13 protein-coding genes are annotated in these 17754 nt (G+C 54.7%); 9 read left to right on the plus strand and 4 right to left on the minus strand.

The window, feature by feature from the left end:
• Window positions 1-37 precede the first annotated feature (37 nt).
• Entirely contained in the window at window positions 38-715 is a 678-nt protein-coding gene (locus tag ACFPQ4_RS06090; protein ID WP_378110894.1) for a M15 family metallopeptidase, read from the plus strand.
• Here ACFPQ4_RS06090 and ACFPQ4_RS06095 read toward each other — a convergent pair.
• Entirely contained in the window at window positions 679-1437 is a 759-nt protein-coding gene (locus tag ACFPQ4_RS06095; RefSeq protein WP_378110895.1) for an exodeoxyribonuclease III, read from the minus strand. The genes ACFPQ4_RS06090 and ACFPQ4_RS06095 overlap by 37 nt on opposite strands.
• A gap of 283 nt (window positions 1438-1720) precedes the next feature.
• Here ACFPQ4_RS06095 and ACFPQ4_RS06100 point away from each other — a divergent pair, with 283 nt between their 5' ends.
• The 8 genes from ACFPQ4_RS06100 (at window position 1721) to ACFPQ4_RS06135 (ending at window position 14051) form a co-directional block, all read left to right on the plus strand.
• Entirely contained in the window at window positions 1721-3097 is a 1377-nt protein-coding gene (locus ACFPQ4_RS06100) for an extracellular solute-binding protein (protein ID WP_378110896.1), read from the plus strand.
• A gap of 103 nt (window positions 3098-3200) precedes the next feature.
• The gene (locus tag ACFPQ4_RS06105) at window positions 3201-4091 is read left to right on the plus strand and encodes a carbohydrate ABC transporter permease (RefSeq protein ID WP_378110897.1); all 891 of its coding nucleotides are present in this window, start codon (window positions 3201-3203) and stop codon (window positions 4089-4091) included.
• Between the two features lie 16 nt (window positions 4092-4107).
• A complete protein-coding gene (locus ACFPQ4_RS06110; protein ID WP_378110898.1) occupies window positions 4108-4932 on the plus strand; it encodes a carbohydrate ABC transporter permease in 825 nt (274 codons plus the stop codon).
• Between the two features lie 27 nt (window positions 4933-4959).
• Entirely contained in the window at window positions 4960-6771 is a 1812-nt protein-coding gene (locus tag ACFPQ4_RS06115) for a sensor histidine kinase (protein WP_378110899.1), read from the plus strand.
• The gene (locus ACFPQ4_RS06120; RefSeq protein ID WP_378110900.1) at window positions 6768-7931 is read left to right on the plus strand and encodes a response regulator; all 1164 of its coding nucleotides are present in this window, start codon (window positions 6768-6770) and stop codon (window positions 7929-7931) included. Before ACFPQ4_RS06115 ends, ACFPQ4_RS06120 begins: the two co-directional genes overlap by 4 nt.
• Before the next feature lie 176 nt (window positions 7932-8107).
• Window positions 8108-11218, plus strand: a complete 3111-nt coding sequence (locus tag ACFPQ4_RS06125; RefSeq protein WP_378110901.1) for a ThuA domain-containing protein — start codon at window positions 8108-8110, stop codon at window positions 11216-11218.
• Between the two features lie 104 nt (window positions 11219-11322).
• A complete protein-coding gene (locus ACFPQ4_RS06130; protein ID WP_378110902.1) occupies window positions 11323-13515 on the plus strand; it encodes an ABC transporter transmembrane domain-containing protein in 2193 nt (730 codons plus the stop codon).
• Window positions 13515-14051 carry a DUF1854 domain-containing protein gene (locus ACFPQ4_RS06135; protein WP_378110903.1) on the plus strand — a complete coding sequence of 179 codons (537 nt, stop codon included), beginning with the start codon at window positions 13515-13517 and terminating at the stop codon, window positions 14049-14051. Before ACFPQ4_RS06130 ends, ACFPQ4_RS06135 begins: the two co-directional genes overlap by 1 nt.
• Window positions 14052-14593: 542 nt before the next feature.
• Here the strand turns inward: ACFPQ4_RS06135 and ACFPQ4_RS06140 are convergent.
• From ACFPQ4_RS06140 to fabV, 3 genes are read right to left on the minus strand one after another with little or no spacing between them, the layout of a single operon-like run.
• Window positions 14594-15703: an AbrB family transcriptional regulator gene (locus ACFPQ4_RS06140; protein WP_378110904.1), complete on the minus strand. Its 1110-nt coding sequence runs from the start codon at window positions 15701-15703 to the stop codon at window positions 14594-14596.
• Entirely contained in the window at window positions 15703-16440 is a 738-nt protein-coding gene (locus ACFPQ4_RS06145) for an MBL fold metallo-hydrolase (protein ID WP_378110905.1), read from the minus strand. The genes ACFPQ4_RS06140 and ACFPQ4_RS06145 overlap by 1 nt, the downstream gene beginning before the upstream one ends.
• On the minus strand, window positions 16430-17620 hold the full coding sequence (gene fabV, locus ACFPQ4_RS06150; RefSeq protein WP_378110906.1) for an enoyl-ACP reductase FabV: 1191 nt from the start codon (window positions 17618-17620) through the stop codon (window positions 16430-16432). The genes ACFPQ4_RS06145 and fabV overlap by 11 nt, the downstream gene beginning before the upstream one ends.
• Window positions 17621-17754: the final 134 nt, after the last annotated feature.

The raw sequence follows: 17754 nt of genomic DNA on the forward strand, positions 1-17754 counted from the left end.
TATAGCTTTTAAGAACCTTTAATAGAGAGGACAGACTATGCCCGAGACTCAGACACGTGCCATGAACCCATCGACGTTGCCTGCACCGGCTAAACGAACGAGATCTAGCGCGAATAGACATATCAAATGGCTCACGCGAGCGGTTCTAACCGTCGCCGCCGGATATATCCTCATTCAGACGGGATTTGCGAACCGTTGGATTCCGATCGAATGGTTCCGCGACGTTCCCGAGGTGACGCAGCTTAATCCGATCGTCGCGGACAACGCGGATAAGCTCGTAGCGCTAAGCTTGGACAAAGGAATCGACGTGCTCATTACCGATGATTATCGCAGCGTCACAGCGCAAGACGCCCTATACCGCCAAGGACGCAGCGACGGCGGAGCCATCGTGACGAACGCCAAAGGCGGCGAGTCGTACCATAACTACGGGCTCGCGATCGATTTTGCCTTGCTTACGCCCGAAGGCAAAGCGATTTGGGATTTGAACTACGACGGCAACGGCAACGGCCGCGCGGACTGGATGGAAGTCGTAGCGATCGCGAAGCGGCTAGGCTTCTCCTGGGGCGGCGACTGGAAGAGCTTCCCTGACTATCCGCATTTGCAGATGGATTTCGGCTATTCGATCCGAGAATTGCAGGGCGGCTGGCGCCCGCCGGCTAAACCCGAGCAGCTTGCCGATCAATCGAGCGCCAACGTCAAGCTGACCGGACAGTGATCGCTGCCAAGCACGTGCGCGTCGATGCCCGCATCGACGATCGCCGGCGCAAGCTTCTCCGATACGAGAAAATAATCGATCCGCCACCCGACGTTTCTTTCGCGAACGCCCGGCATGTTCGACCACCACGTGAACGCGTCGGCCCGATCGGGATAGAGGTGGCGGAACGTATCGACGAAGCCCGCGCCGAGCAACTCGTTCATTTTGCCGCGCTCCTCTTCCGTAAAGCCGGAGTTGCCGCGGTTCCCCTTCGCGTTCTTAATGTCGATGTCCTCGCGGGCGACGTTCAAGTCCCCGCAGACGACGACGGGCTTCACTTCGTCCAGCGCCTTCAAGTAGCCCCGGAACCGATCCTCCCACTCGACTCTATAGTCCAGCCTCGACAAATCCCGTTTGGCATTCGGCGTATACACCGTTACGAGATAGTAAGCTTCGAACTCCAACGTCAAGATCCGCCCTTCGGGCTCCTCGTTGTCCTCGATCCCATATCGCACCGACAGCGGTTCGTGCTTCGTGAAGACAGCCGTGCCGGAGTATCCTTTTTTCACTGCGTAATTCCAATAAGTTTGAAATTTCTCGCCGAGCGCAAGCTCGATCTGACCCTCTTGCAGCTTCGTCTCCTGCACGCAGACGATATCCGCTTCCGACCGATGCACGTAATCGACGAACCCCTTATTCACGCAAGACCTTAACCCGTTAACATTCCATGAGACAAGCTTCATCCACTAAATCCCCTTCTTAGGTAATCGTTAGCTCAAGTGTACCACAGCTTGGGAGGCCTTTCCTCGCGCTGCACCCGACGGGAGGCTGATTTAATAGGCCCTATGACTGCCGCCCTCCGCGAAAGGAGGGTGTGTTTTTATTACCTTTAGGTGGGTTTTCCCCAATACTCGCAACGCTTTGACCTAAAAAAAGTAAACCTTAACTCATAAAGTTAGCGCATTGTTACGCGTCCTAGACATGCATGATAATAGGGTTACATTCACGCAAGGGGGATATTAGACAATGGCAAACAAGTTGAAAGTGATGAGCACTGTCGCTGCGGCAGGCGTACTGACGCTTAGCTTGGCGGCATGTGGATCCAACAACAACAACAACGAGAACAACGCAAACAACGCTGCTTCTCCATCCGCAACGACTCCAGCAGCATCTAGCCCGGCTGCAAGCCAAGTCAACAACGGCGAGAAAGTCACGATCACGTTCCAAAACATCTACCCAGACGAAACTACTCCAACTGCAAAAACGATGCACGCGCTCGTTAAGCAATACGAAGACGCTCACCCGAACGTCACGATCGAGCTCGACACGTTGAACACGGACCAACAAAAGCAAAAGCTGAAAACGCAAGCTGCTGCTAAAACGATTCCTGACATCACGATGGTTAACCCATCTGCGCAAATGAAACCATTCGTTGACGCAGGCCTGTTCGCTCCTTTGAACGATGTAATCGAAAAAGACGGCCTGAAAGATACTTACCAAGGCGGCTTGCTCGATAGCTACAGCTTCGACGGCAAAGTATACGCGCTTCCAGACGGTAACAACATCGAAGTCGTGTACTACAACAAAGACCTGTTCGCTCAAGCGGGCATCGCTAATCCTCCAGCTACGTTCGACGAGCTTCTCGCTGACGTTGCTGCATTGAAAGCTAAAGGCATCACGCCAATCGCTATCGGCGAAAAAGATACTTGGACGGGTTCGTTCTTGTTCATGAACATCTTGCTTCGCACGAACGGAGGCCCAGGCTTCCTGGCTGACGTACTTGCCGGCAAGAAAACGTTCGAAGATCCAGCGTTCGTAGAAGCGGTTGACGCGTTCCAAAAACTCGTTAAAGCCGGCGCGTTCCCAGAAGGCGCAACTTCGATCGACTACAACGCAGGTACGAACTTGTTCAAAACGGGTAAAGCTGCAATGTACGTAATCGGTACTTGGGAAACTGGCGCAATCGATGCTTCCTCCGTTGGTAAGAGCGTAGCGGCATTCCAATTCCCTACTGTTAACGGCAAAGGCGACATCAACCAATTCATGCTCGCTCCAGGTACTGCATACGCGTTGTCCGCGAACAGCAAGCACCTTGACGTAGCGAAAGACTTCCTGCACTTCTACACGACGAACTTCCCTAAAATGCAGTTCGACAACAAGAACGCTGTAGGTCTTCCGCAAAAAGTCGACGGCGACCTGAAAGCAGCCGGATACTCCGACCTTGCGATCTCCGTAATGGATCTGTTCTCTAAAGTAAGCGGCGGCGACCTGGCGTTCGATAACACGATGAAACCAGCTATCGCTCAAGTTCACTTGAACAGCCTGCAAAACCTGTTCGTACAATCCGTTGACTCGACTGCAGTTGCTAAAGAACACCAAGCTGCATACGACGCTAACAAATAAGATAATATTTACAAACCACGATAATTAGCTCAGAATGAACGCGAAGGGGCCGCCGCGATGCAGCCCCTTCGCCATTCGAGTTTCCAACAAGGAGGCGACAGTCTTGAACGTCCTGAAGGTTCCGGCGCGAACTATCGCTGTATTCATCTTGCCGGCGCTGTTACTGTACGTGTGTATCGTATTCATCCCGATCGGAGTGTCGTTCTATACGGGCACGCTGGATTGGGACGGAATCAACACGGCTAAACACGTCGGATTCGATAACTGGCACAAACTGCTGTTCGATGATCCCGTTTTCTGGCCATCGGTCAAACATACGTTAATGTATTCCGTATTTTCCATGCTTGAAATTCCGCTTTGCTTACTTATGGCAATCCTGCTTAACCGTTACGTGCGCAAGCCGAACAAGTTCGTATCCATCTATTTTACGCCGGTTATTCTTTCCGTAGTTATTATCGGTCAGCTTTGGAAAACGATCTACGATCCCGAATCGATGGGCGGTATGTTGAATAACGTACTCCACACGCTGGGACTCGATAGCTGGAAGCACGGCTGGTTAACTGAACCGAAGATCGCCATGTACAGCATTTACATCGTATCGTTGTGGCAATATTTCGGTTATCACTTGCTGATTCAGTTCACCGGCGTTCAAAACATTCCTTCCGAAATTTATGAAGCGGCTAAAATCGACGGAGCGGATGGGGTCAAAGCGGACCGCTACATTACGTTGCCATTGATCGTGCCGATCTTTAAAATATCGATCGTCTTGGCGTTTATCGGTTCCTTGCAAGCGTTCGACATGGTCATGGTTATGACCGCCGGCGGACCTGCGCATGCGACCGACGTTATCTCGACCCATATGTACAACAGCACGTTCTTGTCCCAACAATACGGTTACGGAAGCGCGATCGCTTCGTTCCTCGTCGTACTGTGTCTCTTCTTTACCGTCGTAATCAACACATTGTTGAATCGGTTAGAGCGCAGATTTACCTAGAAAGGAGATACTTCCAATGGTTAACTTCAAAAAATGGGCCGTGTATCTCCTGATCGCGGTACTCTGCGTCACCCAGCTTTACCCGCTTTTCTGGTTGCTCACGTATTCCTTGAAGACGAACGAAGAGATTCTAAGCGGCGACTTCTTCGCCTTGCCGAAGCATCCGATCTGGGAAAACTACAGCCAGGCGTATAAGTCCGGTCATTACATTCAATATTTGACGAATAGCATTTTGGTTACCGTTACGACGATGCTTTGCGTTATCCTGTTCAGCTCGATGGTTGCTTTCGCTATCACGCGATTCCGCTTCAAGTACGGCAACCTTGTCATGCTCATCTTTTTGATCGGGCTCATGATTCCGCTGCAGGCAACGTTGCTGCCGCTTATGGTCGTGTTCAAAAACATGCATCTTCTCGACACGAGATGGGCGCTCATTCTTCCGTACATCGCGTTCTCGACGCCGATCGCGGTATTCCTGCTGAGCGGCTTCATGAAAGCTATCCCGCATGAAATCGAGGAATCGGCGGTCATCGACGGAGCCAGCGTATATCGGATTTTCCGTTCGATCATTATTCCGATCTCGATTCCGCCGGTTATGACCGTATGTATTCTGACGTTCATCAACATCTGGAACGAATACATCTTGGCAGCGACGTTCATCTCGAGTACGGATCTGAAGACGTTGCCGTTCGGGGTATACTCTTTCGTGAGCCAGTACCAAGTCAATTACGGAAATATCGGCGCCTTCCTAGTAATGGGCGCGGCACCGGTTATTCTGTTATACTTTATCCTATCCGAGAAAATCACGAAGGGTATGGTTGCAGGCGCCGTCAAAGGCTAATCATCCTTCGTTAAGGAGTCGTTTGTCTTGCGGAGGAGCAATTACAATACGATTCAGTCTCGCTTGTTCCTCTTGTTCCTTGTCAGTATGACCGCGATCTTGCTCATCGTAAGCGGATTGTTCTACAACCGCTCGACGAACGAGTTTCGAGGCAAGGTAACGGATTTATCCCAAAAAAATAGCTCGCAAACCGTAGCCCTCTTCGACTTATTGTTGAAGGGCTACGATAGTTTATCGAAGTCGATTAGTAACAACGTCGAGGTCGCGAGGCTGTTAGGGCAGAAAAACGCCGGACCTGCGGTCGAATTCATCAACGAGCGCTCGATCATGAACGTGATCGGCGCTATTTACTATTCTCGGGAAGATTTGATGGGCATTCACGTCATCTCTAACGCGAACAACAAAGTGATCAGCTACGGCGACTATGCCAACGTCATCGATCCGGCATACAAAGACACGGAATGGTTTAAGCAGCTTAAAGATTCGCAGGGCCATATGGTCTGGCTCGGCGTTTTTCCGCATTCGATCATGGATACTTCGCAGCGGTTGCCGGTATTCGCGTTCGGTCGGTTGATTTACGACGTGAATCAATACGAGCCGATCGGAATCGTATTGTTCGAGGCAAGACCGCAGCTGATTTTGTCCGCTATGGACAACTTGAAGCTGGGGCTGAATAGCCAAGTCAACATCGTCTCGGAATCCGGCGAAGTGCTTGCTTACTCCGACGTACCCGGGTTCCCTCCGGATGTCGATCTGAAGGATCTGATGGCCAAAGGCTCCGGGCTATATAAAGTCAACAACGACTGGATCATTATCTCTTCCATTCCGACTGCCGGCTGGACGATTATAAGCCAAACGCCCGAATCCGATCTGAACGTCGAGCTGGAGCGTATGCAGCGGTATATGATTATCGTGCTCGTGGCGCTCGTCTGCTTGTCCGTCGTCATCGCGATGTGGGGCGCGCGGACGATATCGTCGCCGATTAAGCGCGTCGTTCGCGAGATGAAGCAGGTAGAGACGGGTAACTTCAGCCGGGTACTGACCATCCAATCGTATTACGAGATCGGGCAACTTGGGGATTCGTTCAACCGAATGGTATCGCGGATCGCCGAATTGATAGAACAGGTTAAGATCGTTTCCGTCAGCGAGAAGAACGCCGAATTGCAGGCGTTGCAATCGCAGGTCAATCCGCATTTTCTGTATAACACGCTCGACATGATCTACTGGCTGCTCGACAAGAAGGGCAACGATAACTTGGCCGAGGTCGTGTTGGCGCTATCCCATATGTTCCGATACAGCAGCCATTGGGAAGACGAAGTAACGCTTGGCGCGGAGCTGGAACAAATTCGGCATTACTTAACGATCATCGAGCTGCGCCTTCATGGGCGTCTGACCGTCGAGGTCGACATAGATGAACAATGGCGAGGGGTACGCGTACCGAAAATGACCCTGCAGCCGATTATCGAGAACGCGGTTAAGCACGGACTCGAGCCGCAAGGTCAAGATTGCAAGCTCAAAGTATTCGCCACGCGCGAAGGGGACAGCCTGACGATAACGATCGCGGATAACGGCGTAGGCATGTCGGAGGAACGTCTCATCCGTCTCAGACGCTCGCTTGGTCAAAGCGACGACGGCACGGCCGCCGAGAGCGGCTCGCTCGAAACGGGTCAAGAAGAGTCCGCGGAAGAGGCGGGCGGAATCGGAATTTCGAATTTACAACGGAGATTGAAGCATATGTTCGGGGAAAACTATGGCTTAAGCGTGGATAGCGCTCCGGGAGAAGGCACGTCCGTGCAGATCCGGGTATGGCTTCTTCCGGAGAGGAGTGACAATAGATGAATATATTAATCGCCGACGACGAGAGCGTCATCCGGGAAGGAATCGAACGGACGATATTGGCGCAATTCCCGTCGTTCAACGTATCGCTGGCTACCGACGCGGCCGATGCGGCCGACGTGCTCGAGAGACTGCCGATCGATGTCGTGCTGACGGATATTCTTATGCCCGGACTGAACGGTCTGGAGTTTATGCGCGTCTCGCGCCGGAAGTATCCGAACGTGAAATGGGTCGTCATCTCGGCCCATTCCGAATTTAGCTACGCCCAGAAAGCGGTGCAGCTCGGCGCGCGGGATTACTTGCTGAAGCCGATCGGCAAGCAGCGCCTAGGCGAGCTGATGGAGACGCTGCAAGCGGAAGTGTCGCAGGAGCAGGAGGCTTCCCGCGAAGGGGTGCTGCTGCGCAACGGGTTGAAATATTTGCGCGAGGCGGTATTCCAAAGGCTTGCGGCGGGATTGGATCTGGGGAAGGTCGATCTGCAGCCTTTCTCGGATAGGCACCCTAGCTTTTATCTGGTCATGGTCGCGCTGGATGCGGGGACCCGCAACGTTCATCTGGAGCATTTTATAGTGGAGAACGTACTGGCCGAGTTGATCGACATGCGGGGAGACGGCTTCGTTATCTCCATCGACAGGCAAAGCTTGCTTGGTCTCGTCACCTTGACCGAAGCCGAGGAGATCGGCAAGCTGCTGACGGATTTAAGGGCGCATCTTAAGCATTATCTTAAAATTCCGTTCCAGGTAATTAACTCGGACCGGTTAACGGAAGTTCGCGACGTGCCTAGCGTCGTGGCGCAATTCCGCCAAGCGTCGGCAACGGGCAAGTTCGAGACGATGGATAGCGGCGGAGACAAGGCGATCGAGATCGCGCTGCACTACATTCAAGCCCACTATGCGGAGGACTTGTCGCTCGAGAAAGTGGCTGCCGTCGTCTTTCTTAACCCGGCTTACTTCAGCTTGCTGTTCAAGCAAAAGACGGGGCAAGGCTACAAAGACTACGTGACCTCTCTGCGGCTAGAACAGGCGAAATCGCTGCTGGCGAGCTCCGAGCTGAAGCTGATGGACATCGCGGAGCGAATCGGCTACAACGACGTTCGCCACTTTACTCAGATGTTCCGCAAGAAGTACGACATGACACCTACGGAATACCGTAATACGAAGTAGCCTCATAGAATGCCGATAGCCGGGACGCTCCTTTGGAGCGCTCCCGGTTTTTTTATTTCCTCTTAAGGGGCTAATCCTGCGGGTGTAAAGTTTAACAATGACTCATGGCGTATCGCCGGCAGAAGCGGTTAAATAAGAGTGTTATACGGAGCAGAGTTCATGGAGGCGAGAAGGTCATGTTGCGACGACTACGCAATAATAAACGAACACTTATTTTTATTCTTATCGTATGTATCCTCGCGGCGAGCGCGCTGGTCTGGCAACAGCAGCAATCGAAGTCCACGGCGGCGGACGCGCCAAGTCATTTGATCTATAAGGTTCTAGTGTTTTCCAAGACGGCGGGCTTTCGGCACGACTCTATTCCTGCCGGAATAGAAGCGATCAAGAAGATGTCGGATGCCAATCATTTTACCGTCGACGCTACGGAAGACGCATCGGTATTTACCGAAGCTAATCTGGCGCAGTATGCGGCGGTCATCTTCTTGAGCACGACCGGCGATGTGCTGGACGCGGCGCAGCAAGCCGCTTTCGAGAAGTATATCGAGTCCGGCAAAGGTTACGTGGGCATTCATTCGGCTTCGGACACCGAATATAGCTGGCCTTGGTACGGAGATCTCATCGGCACGTACTTCAAGGATCATCCGGAGCCACAGTCCGCGAACGTCATTATGAACGACTTGGTGCATCCCTCCACGAGCATGCTGCCGCCCGTCTGGACGCGTACGGACGAATGGTACAACTTCAAGGAAGATCCGCGCGGCAAAGTTCACGTCTTAGCGACGCTCGACGAGAAGAGCTACAAGGGCGGAACGATGGGCTTCGATCACCCGACGGCGTGGTGCCAAGCCTATGACGGAGGTCGCGCTTGGTATACCGGGGGCGGTCATACTATCGAAAGCTTCGCCGACCCTATCTTCATGCAGCACGTGCTTGGCGGTATTCAATGGGCGGCGGGGCAGGCCGAGGGCGACTGCACGGCGACCGATTACGACGGCTCGTTCGAGAAAGTGACGCTGCAGACGGGACTGGCGCAGCCTTTGACGCTCAAAGTCGCGCAAGACGGCAAAGTGTACTTCATCGAACGTTCGGGCAACGTGAAGGTTTACGATCCTGCGACGGCGGCCACGACGCTTGTCGGCAAAGTTCCGGTCTACTTCGAGCACGAGGACGGCTTGCTCGGCTTGGAGCTCGACCCTAATTTCGCGAAAAACTCGAACATTTACTTGTACTATTCTCCTCAGGGCAGCAAGGCCGTTAACCGTCTGTCCCGGTTCACGCTGAAGGACGGAAAGATCGCGTTCGATACGGAGAAAATCGTGCTCGAGACGCCGATCGACCGAACCGAATGCTGTCATTCGGCGGGCGATCTGGAATTCGACTCGGCGGGCAATTTGTTCCTCTCTCTCGGCGACAATACCGACCCGTTCGAATCCGACGGCTTTGGTCCTATGGACGAACGCAAAGACCGCGCGAAGTGGGACGCGCAGCGGACGGCCGGCAATACGCAGGATTTGCGCGGCAAAATTTTGAGAATCAAGCCGAAGGACGACGGAACGTACGAGATTCCGGAAGGCAACCTGTTCCCGGCGGACGGTTCTCAGGGAAGGCCGGAAATTTTCGTCATGGGTGACCGAAATCCTTATCGCATAACGACGGATCCGTACACGAACTGGCTCTATTGGGGCGAGGTCGGTCCGGATGCGGGGCAAGACAGAATAACGCGGGGACCGAAAGGCTACGACGAGGTGAATCAGGCGAAAGTCGCGGGCAACTACGGCTGGCCGTACTGTATCGCGGACAATAAGTCGTATAACGATTATGACTTCCTGACGACCGCGTTCAACAAGAAGAACAATTGCGCCGCGATCATTAACAATTCGCCGAACAATACCGGCATCTCCAACTTGCCGCCGGCGCAACCGGCGTTGATCTACTATCCGTACGGCAAGAGTGCGGAGTTCCCGGAGCTGGAAGAAGGACCTGGCGGACGGACGGCGGTCGTCGGCTCGATGTATAAGTACGATCCCGAGCTGAAGGCGCAAAATAAGTTCCCGCAATACTTCGACCGGACGCTGTTCTTCATGGATTGGTCCCGCAACTGGATCAAGGAAGTGAGGCTCGACAAAGACGGCAACTTGCTTAAGATCAATCCGTTCATGCCGGGCACGACCTTCAAGCGTCCGGTGGACATCGACTTCGGCCCGGATGGAACCATGTATATGCTCGAATACGGCACGGGCTGGGGCGACAACAACGACGCGATCCTCGTGCAAATCAAATACACGGGCGGCGTGAACAAAGCTCCGGTCATCGCGATGGCCGAAGATAAGACGGACGGAATGGGACCTCTTGCGGTGAAGTTCTCCACGGAAGGAACGGCGGATCCGGAAGGCAACGCGTTCACGTTCAAATGGGACTTCGAGAGCGACGGAACGATCGATTCGACCGAACCGAGCCCTGCTCATACGTACGACAAGAACGGGCAGTACGTGGCGAAGCTGACCGTAGAGGACGATCAAGGAGGCGTATCGAACGCCAACGTGACGATCGTCGTCGGCAATAACTCGCCAAAAGTAACGATCGATACCCCGTATAACGGCGGCTTCTTCGCTTGGGGCGATACGATCCCGTATACGATTACGGCTACGGATACCGAAGATAGCTCGATCAATTGCGATAATGTCGGCTTGCTGCCAAGCTTGGGTCACGACCAGCACGCGCATGCCGATACGAACCATACCGGCTGCTCGGGTACGTTCACGACGGTCAAATCGGATACGAATATCGAGAATACGTTCTACATTCTCGAAGCCACGTATACGGATAACGGAGCGAACGGCGTGCCGGCGCTTACGGGCAAGGCGACCGCGAAGCTGTTCTCGGAGGACCGCCAAGCGGAGCATGCCGACGAGCTGCACGGCGTGGAGGAAGAAGACACGTCCGATACGGGAACCGGCAAGAGCGTCGCGTTCATCGAGAACGGCGACTGGATCATGTGGAAGGGCATGAACCTGCACGGCATCGATTCGCTTAAGTACCGCGTATCTTCCGCGGGAGCTGGCGGCACGATCGAGATGCACGCCGACAAAGTCGACGGGCCGTTGCTGGCCAGCGTTCAAGTGAAGAGCACGGGCGATTGGCAGAAGTGGGAGACGCTCGAATCACCGCTTCAGACTAAGCCATCGGATGGCCAGCATGACATCTACTTCGTCTTCAAGGGCGGCGACGGCTTCCTGTTCAACGTCAACTGGCTCGAGTTCGTCGGACCCGGCATTACGGGCAAATAAAGTCGCTTTTGAGAGGTAAAAAGGATAAAGCCGGAACCTTCTAAATAGGAGGTTCCGGCTTTATACTTGGACGGAAACCATCTATATGAGAGTTGGAGGAACACATGTCTATCCAGAACAACCTTCCGGAATCGATCAGGAGGCAATTGCCGCAAGAGCCCTTATTCAGCACGAAGACGGACTTACAGCAGGACGGGCATTTCGCTACGTTATGGCTCGCGATAACGGAGCAGACGATAGAGCTATGGCAGCCGAATGGCACACGCTGTTCGCAACTTGACCTAGCGGACATTACCGAGGTACGCGCGGTAGGCGGCGTTGGCGGCGGCTCGCTCATTGCCGATACGAAGCAGGGGCCGCAAGTCATCGCGAGGTATACGGCGGCGTTAACGTCCGCGTTCGGCTTCGCGGCGAAGCTGGCTACCGCGATGGCGAAAGCCGAGGAGAGGCCGACGATATCGGAGAAGGAGCTTCCGAGGTATTGCCCGAGCTGCGGCAATCCGCTCACGGAAGGAACGCAGACTTGTCCGGCCTGCAAAAATAACGGCAAAGTGATCGGGCGCATGCTGCGCTATGCGAAACCCTATAAGAAGCAGATGATCGCCGCGGCGGTCTTGTTGATCCTCACGACGCTCGTCGAGCTGATCCCTCCGTATTTGACGAAAGTCTTGATCGACGACGTGTTGCAGCCGAAGGGGATCGGAACCTCGCTCTTGCTCGTCGTGTTAGGTCTTGGCGCAACCTCGCTTGTCTTGTCGGGGATGCAGACCGTTCGCGGCTTGATCGGAGTGTGGGTCGGCTCCAAGCTGATGGGCGACTTGCGTAAAGATATTTATAACGCTCTTATGAGGTTGTCGTTATCCTTCTTCGATCGCAGACAGACGTCCCAATTCATCGGACGGGTCAACAACGATTCCGAGGCGATGCGGCAGTTCATGACGGACGGCGTCATCTGGGTGACCGGCGAATCGATGAAAATGATCGCGATCTTCATCATTATGTTCGGTTTGGATTGGAAGCTGACGCTGTTCGCTTTGCTGCCGATGCCGGTCATGATCTTGTTCTCCATGGTTATCTGGCCGAAGATCGGACGACGGTGGTATCAGCAGTGGCGCGCGATTTTCCGGTTGAACGTGCTCGTGGGCGACTCGCTCCAAGGCATTCGCGTCGTGAAGGCGTTCGGACAGGAGCCGGCGGAGATGTCGCGGTACGAGGAAGCGAACCATAACGTCGTACGCAACAACATTCGCATCGAGGGGCTATGGCAGGGGATCTTCCCGTTCTTCTCTCTCATCGCCGCCATCGGCACGCTGCTTATTTGGTATAACGGCGGTTCGGCGGTACTGAGCGGGGACTTACAGTTAGGCGTGCTAATGGCGCTCATCGCTTATTTGGGAATGATGTTCGGTCCGCTGCAATGGGTTAGCCAAATGATTAACTGGGCTAGCCACGCGCTATCGGCGGCAGATCGCGTATTCGAGATTATGGATACGCCTTCCGAAGTGCCGGATGCTCGCGATCCGGTTCGGATCGGCACGCTCAAGGGCGAAGTCAGCTTCAAGCAAGTGACGTACGGCTACGAAAGACACCATCCGGTGCTCAAAAATATTAATCTCGAAGTGAAGCCGGGAGAGATGATCGGGCTAGTCGGCCATTCCGGCGCGGGCAAGTCGACGTTCATTAACATGATCTGCCGGTTTTACGACGCGGACGAAGGCACGATTCTGATCGACGGTCACGATTTGCGAAGCATCAGCCAATCGGATTTGCGCAAGCAGATCGGCGTCGTACTGCAGGAGACGTTCCTGTTCGACGGAACTATCGCCGAGAACATCGCTTATTCCAAGCCGGACGCGACGCCGTTGGACATTATGCGTGCGGCTAAGATAGCGAACGCGCACGACTTTATCGTGAAGTTGCCGGACGGCTACGACACGCGGGTCGGCGAGCGCGGGCATCGCTTGTCGGGCGGGGAGAAGCAGCGGGTATCGATCGCGCGGGCGATCATCCACGATCCGCGCATCCTCATTCTCGACGAAGCTACCGCTTCGGTCGATACGGAGACGGAACGCCAAATTCAAGAGGCGATCTCGCGGCTGATCAAGGGGCGCACGACGTTCGCCATCGCCCACCGGCTGTCTACGCTTCGCAACGCGGACCGGTTAGTCGTCCTCGACCACGGGAAAATCGTCGAGGTGGGGACGCACGAAGAGCTGCTGGAGAAGGAAGGCGGCTTCTATTACAAGCTAGTAGAGGCGCAAAGAGAGCTGTCGAAGATTAAGGGGGTTGAAGGTTAATGCCGGAAACCGAAGCAGTGATGGAGACGGTCAACGAGGTTAAAGATCCTTACGAGATTACGATTATCGATCCGGATAAGGCTAGCTTCAGCCGGGGGCAGGGAGGCGTGCTGCAAGGCGTCGTCTCCAGTAAATCTTATACGGAGCTGATGATTTTCCGGGCGTTCCCTTTCACCTATACGAGAGAGTACATTTCGATTAGGGACGTGAAGGGCGACGAAATCGGCATCGTGCGCGATATCGACGAATTGGATGCCGAGAGCGCCAAGGAGCTCGACGCCGAACTGCAATTCCGGTACTTCTTGCCGAAGGTGACGCGCGTCGACCGCGTGAAGCACCGGGCAGACTTGTGGCTATGGGATCTGCAGACGAATCTCGGTCCGACGCGGATCACGATGCGCAATTTGCACGAGCACATGCTGTTCCCCGGAGGCAATCGGATCATCTTGACGGACATGAACGGCAGGCGTTGCGAGATCCCCGACCTGACGGCGCTCGATAGCCACAGCCGGAGTCAGATGACGGACATCGTGTAATAAAGAACAAGGTGGCGAGGATGAATGATCCTCGTCACCTTGTTTGTATTAACGGTGTGTGGCACCGTTAGAGCGTCGAAATTTCGAAAACCGCTGGTTTAACGGTGCGTGGCACCGCTGGAGCGCTGAAATCGCGTAAACCGCTAGTTTAACGGTGTGTGGCACCGTTGGAGCGTCGAAATTTCGTAAACCGCTAGTTTAACGGTGCGTGGCACCGCTGGAGCGCGGAAATATCGTAAATCGCTAGTTTAACGGTGTGTGGCACCGTTGGAGCGTCGAAAACTCGTAAACCGCTGGTTTAACGGTGCGTGGCACCGCTGGAGCGCCGAAATCTCGTAAACCGCTGGTTTAACGGTGTGTGGCACCGCTGGAGCGCTGAAATCGCGTAAACCGCTAGTTTAACGGTGTGTGGCACCGTTGGAGCGTCGAAAACTCGTAAATCGCTAGTTTAACGGTGTGTGGCACCGTTGGAGCGTCGAAATCTCGTAAACCGCTAGTTTAACGGTGCGTGGCACCGCTGGAGCGTCGAAACCCCGCAACCTTCAATCTACCGCTTTTCGTCGCTGAAGCACCTTGAACAACACTTTCAATAACGGCGGAACCGCTAGGAAGATGAAGAAAGTCCGGAACAGCTGATAGCAAGAAACGATAGAGACGTTGGCGTTGATCTCGTGCGCGATAATGCCCATTTGGTCCATCCCGCCCGGCGCAAGACTGAGTAGCGAAGTAGAGAGATTCATCGGATGCAAGCGGGTCAGCATGTAGCTCAGTCCGCATGCGCCGCCGATCAACGTTACCCCGCTAAGGATGGCGAACGTGATGAGCCGGATTTTGTTGGGCAAGTTCTCCGGTTTCAGAAGCAAGCCGACGTAACAGCCGATCAACACTTGCGCCGCGCCTAAGATCGGAGATGGCAGAGAAGGTGCCGTCAATCCGCACAGGTGCAACACGGCTGCCACGATCAACGGGGCGAGCAAGAACGCCGTCGGGAAGTTCACCCGGCGGGCCAGTAGCGCGAATACGGTGCAGAGAACGGCATACGGCAAGATGTCGGGGAGCAACTCGCTCCACAACCGGGACGAAGAAGCAACCGACGAAATAGCCGTGTCAACCGCATCGGAAGAAGCCGCGTCCAGCCACGGACTGAAAATAAGGAGCGGGACGAAGACGACGATCATCATGAGCCGCGACACTTGCAGGAACGTAACGACGGTCATGTCTATGCCTTTCGTCTCTTCGGCGAGCGAAACCATCTGCGAAAGCCCGCCCGGGATGCTTCCCGTCAGTGCCGTCGGATAGGGGATGCCCGTTGCTTTGGACATGCCGTAGGCAATGAGCGCGCAGAGCAATAGCAGCAACGTCGTCATGAGCACCATGGTAGGCAACTGATGCGAAATTTCCGTAAGCGTGTCCTTCGTGAACGCGATGCCGATCGCGTAACCGACGATGATAAGACCTGAGTTGCGGGCGTAGCCAGGCCAATGGAGCTTGATAGACCGTACGGTTCTAGCGAAGGCGCATACCCCGATCATCGGACCGAGCAGCCAAGGGATCGGCATATGGATGAACGTGAACAGCAAACCGGACACCAACGCGATTAGGAGGGTTATCCCGATCGCGGTTGTCCGGTTGGTCGTGCGCTGCGTAGACATCAGCTAGCTTGGGCGGCGATTTCCGCGATGCGTTCGTTCACGCGATCGGTGTACAAGCCGCCGTGATAGCAGATTACTTGCGCGATATCGAATGCGGTAAGCTTCTTCAAAGACTGAAGCGCTTGATCGAGGTTCGGCGTGAAGCTCGGATTCGGGCCCATCAATTGTCCTTCATGCACGATCATCGCGTCGACCGCGATCAACGTCTTGCTCGCATGGTGGTACAGACAGACATGCCCTGGCGTATGGCCAGGAGTATGAATAACGGTGACGCCACCGCCGAACGGCAGCTTCTGTCCGTCCGTCAGCAGATGACTTACGTTGTCCGGCGTTGCCGTGGAAAAGGTAGCGCGGTACTGCCGAGCCAGCTCTTCCGGAAATTGCCCGAGGATCATGTTCAGTCTCTCCTCGGGAACTTTAATTAGCGGCAGCTCGCCTTCGATATAGGGCTTATCGTCCGCGTGGGCGTAAACGTTAGGGCGAGCGTCTCCGGCAGCTTCCGCAGCTCCGAGAAACTGCGGCAATCCGCCGATGTGGTCGACGTCTTGGTGCGTCAGCACGATGTCGGTCAAACGCAGCTCGCCTAGCCCAGCTTCGCGAACGCGTTCCAAGATCGCGTCGCGAAAGCCCGGCATGCCCGTGTCGACGAGCACGAACGTCGTATCGTCGTGAAGCACGGTAGGGTAAATCGCCGTACCGGGCGCGCCTCTTGAGATTTCCAGCATTTTAATAGACATGCAGCACCTCCACTTGGGGATCGACGTCGGCTTCATAGTCCACGCCGTCCGTTTCAAAGCCGAACAGTTGGAAAAACTCGCGGCGATATCCAACAAGATCGCTCAATTGCTCGATGTTGTCCGTCGTCAGCGCGTTCCAGATCTTCGAGACCTCGGCTTGCACATCCTCGCGCATTTCCCAATCGTCGATGCGGATGCGGCCTTTTTCGTCCGTAGGAACGGCGCCGTCAGCGTAGAGTCTGTCTGCGAACAGACGGTACATTTGCTCAATGCAGCCCTCGTGCACGCCTTTTTCTTTCATGACTTTATACAAAGCGGATATATAGAGCGGCACGACCGGAATCGCCGAGCTCGATTGGGTGACGAGCGCTTTGGCGACCGTTACGAACGCGCGGCCTCCGGTTGCGGCGAGCTGATCGTTCAGCTGCTTCGCGGTTGCTTCCAAGTGATCCTTCGCTTGGCCGATCGAGCCTTCGCGATAGATCGCTTGCGTAATGTCCGATCCGATGTAGGAATAAGCGACCGTCGTTGCATCCGGGGCAAGCACGCCGCCTTCGCGAAGCGCGTCCATCCACAGCTTCCAATCGTCGCCGCCCATAACCTCGACCGTCTCGCTGATTTCTTGCTCCGTCGCGGGCTCGATCGTAATGTCGGTTACTTCGCCCGTATGGAAGTTAACCGTCTTATTCGTGTACGGCTTGCCGATCGGCTTCAGTACCGAGTTCGATACTTCGCCCGTCACGGGGTTCGTCCGACGCGCGGTCGCTACGCTATAAATAACCAGGTCGACCTGTCCAAGCTCCTTGCGGATGAGGTCGATCGCTTTGTGTTTCGTCTCGTCGGTGAAGGCGTCGCCGGTGACGCTGAACGATTGCAACCCTGCCTTGCTCGCCGCTGCTTCGAATGCCGCCGAATTGTACCAGCCCGCGGAAGCCGTGCGTCCCGCCGACCGCTCGCCTTGTCGGTAGATGCCGACGGTGCTGGCGCCTGCTCCGAATGCCGCGACGATACGGGCCGCGAGGCCGAATCCTGCCGAAGCGCCGATGACGAGCACCTTGCGCGGGCCTTGAACGGCGGGTTTGCCTTGAACGTAATCGATTTGTTCCTGAACTTGCGCGGCGCAGCCTGTAGGGTGCGCTGTCGTGCATATAAAGCCTCTTGTTCTAGGTTTGATAATCATTAACTGAATTCCTTTCGGTAAACCAGAATGGCGGATGCGATTCGTGGTTGTCATAAGCTGCTCCGAGAGCGCACTGTTCCTATTTTAACTAATTTCGGCGCGAACGGAAACTGCGGGTGTCCGAGTATTCGTTT

The organism is Cohnella yongneupensis, from assembly GCF_042655785.1.
Lineage (GTDB): Bacteria > Bacillota > Bacilli > Paenibacillales > Paenibacillaceae > Cohnella > Cohnella yongneupensis.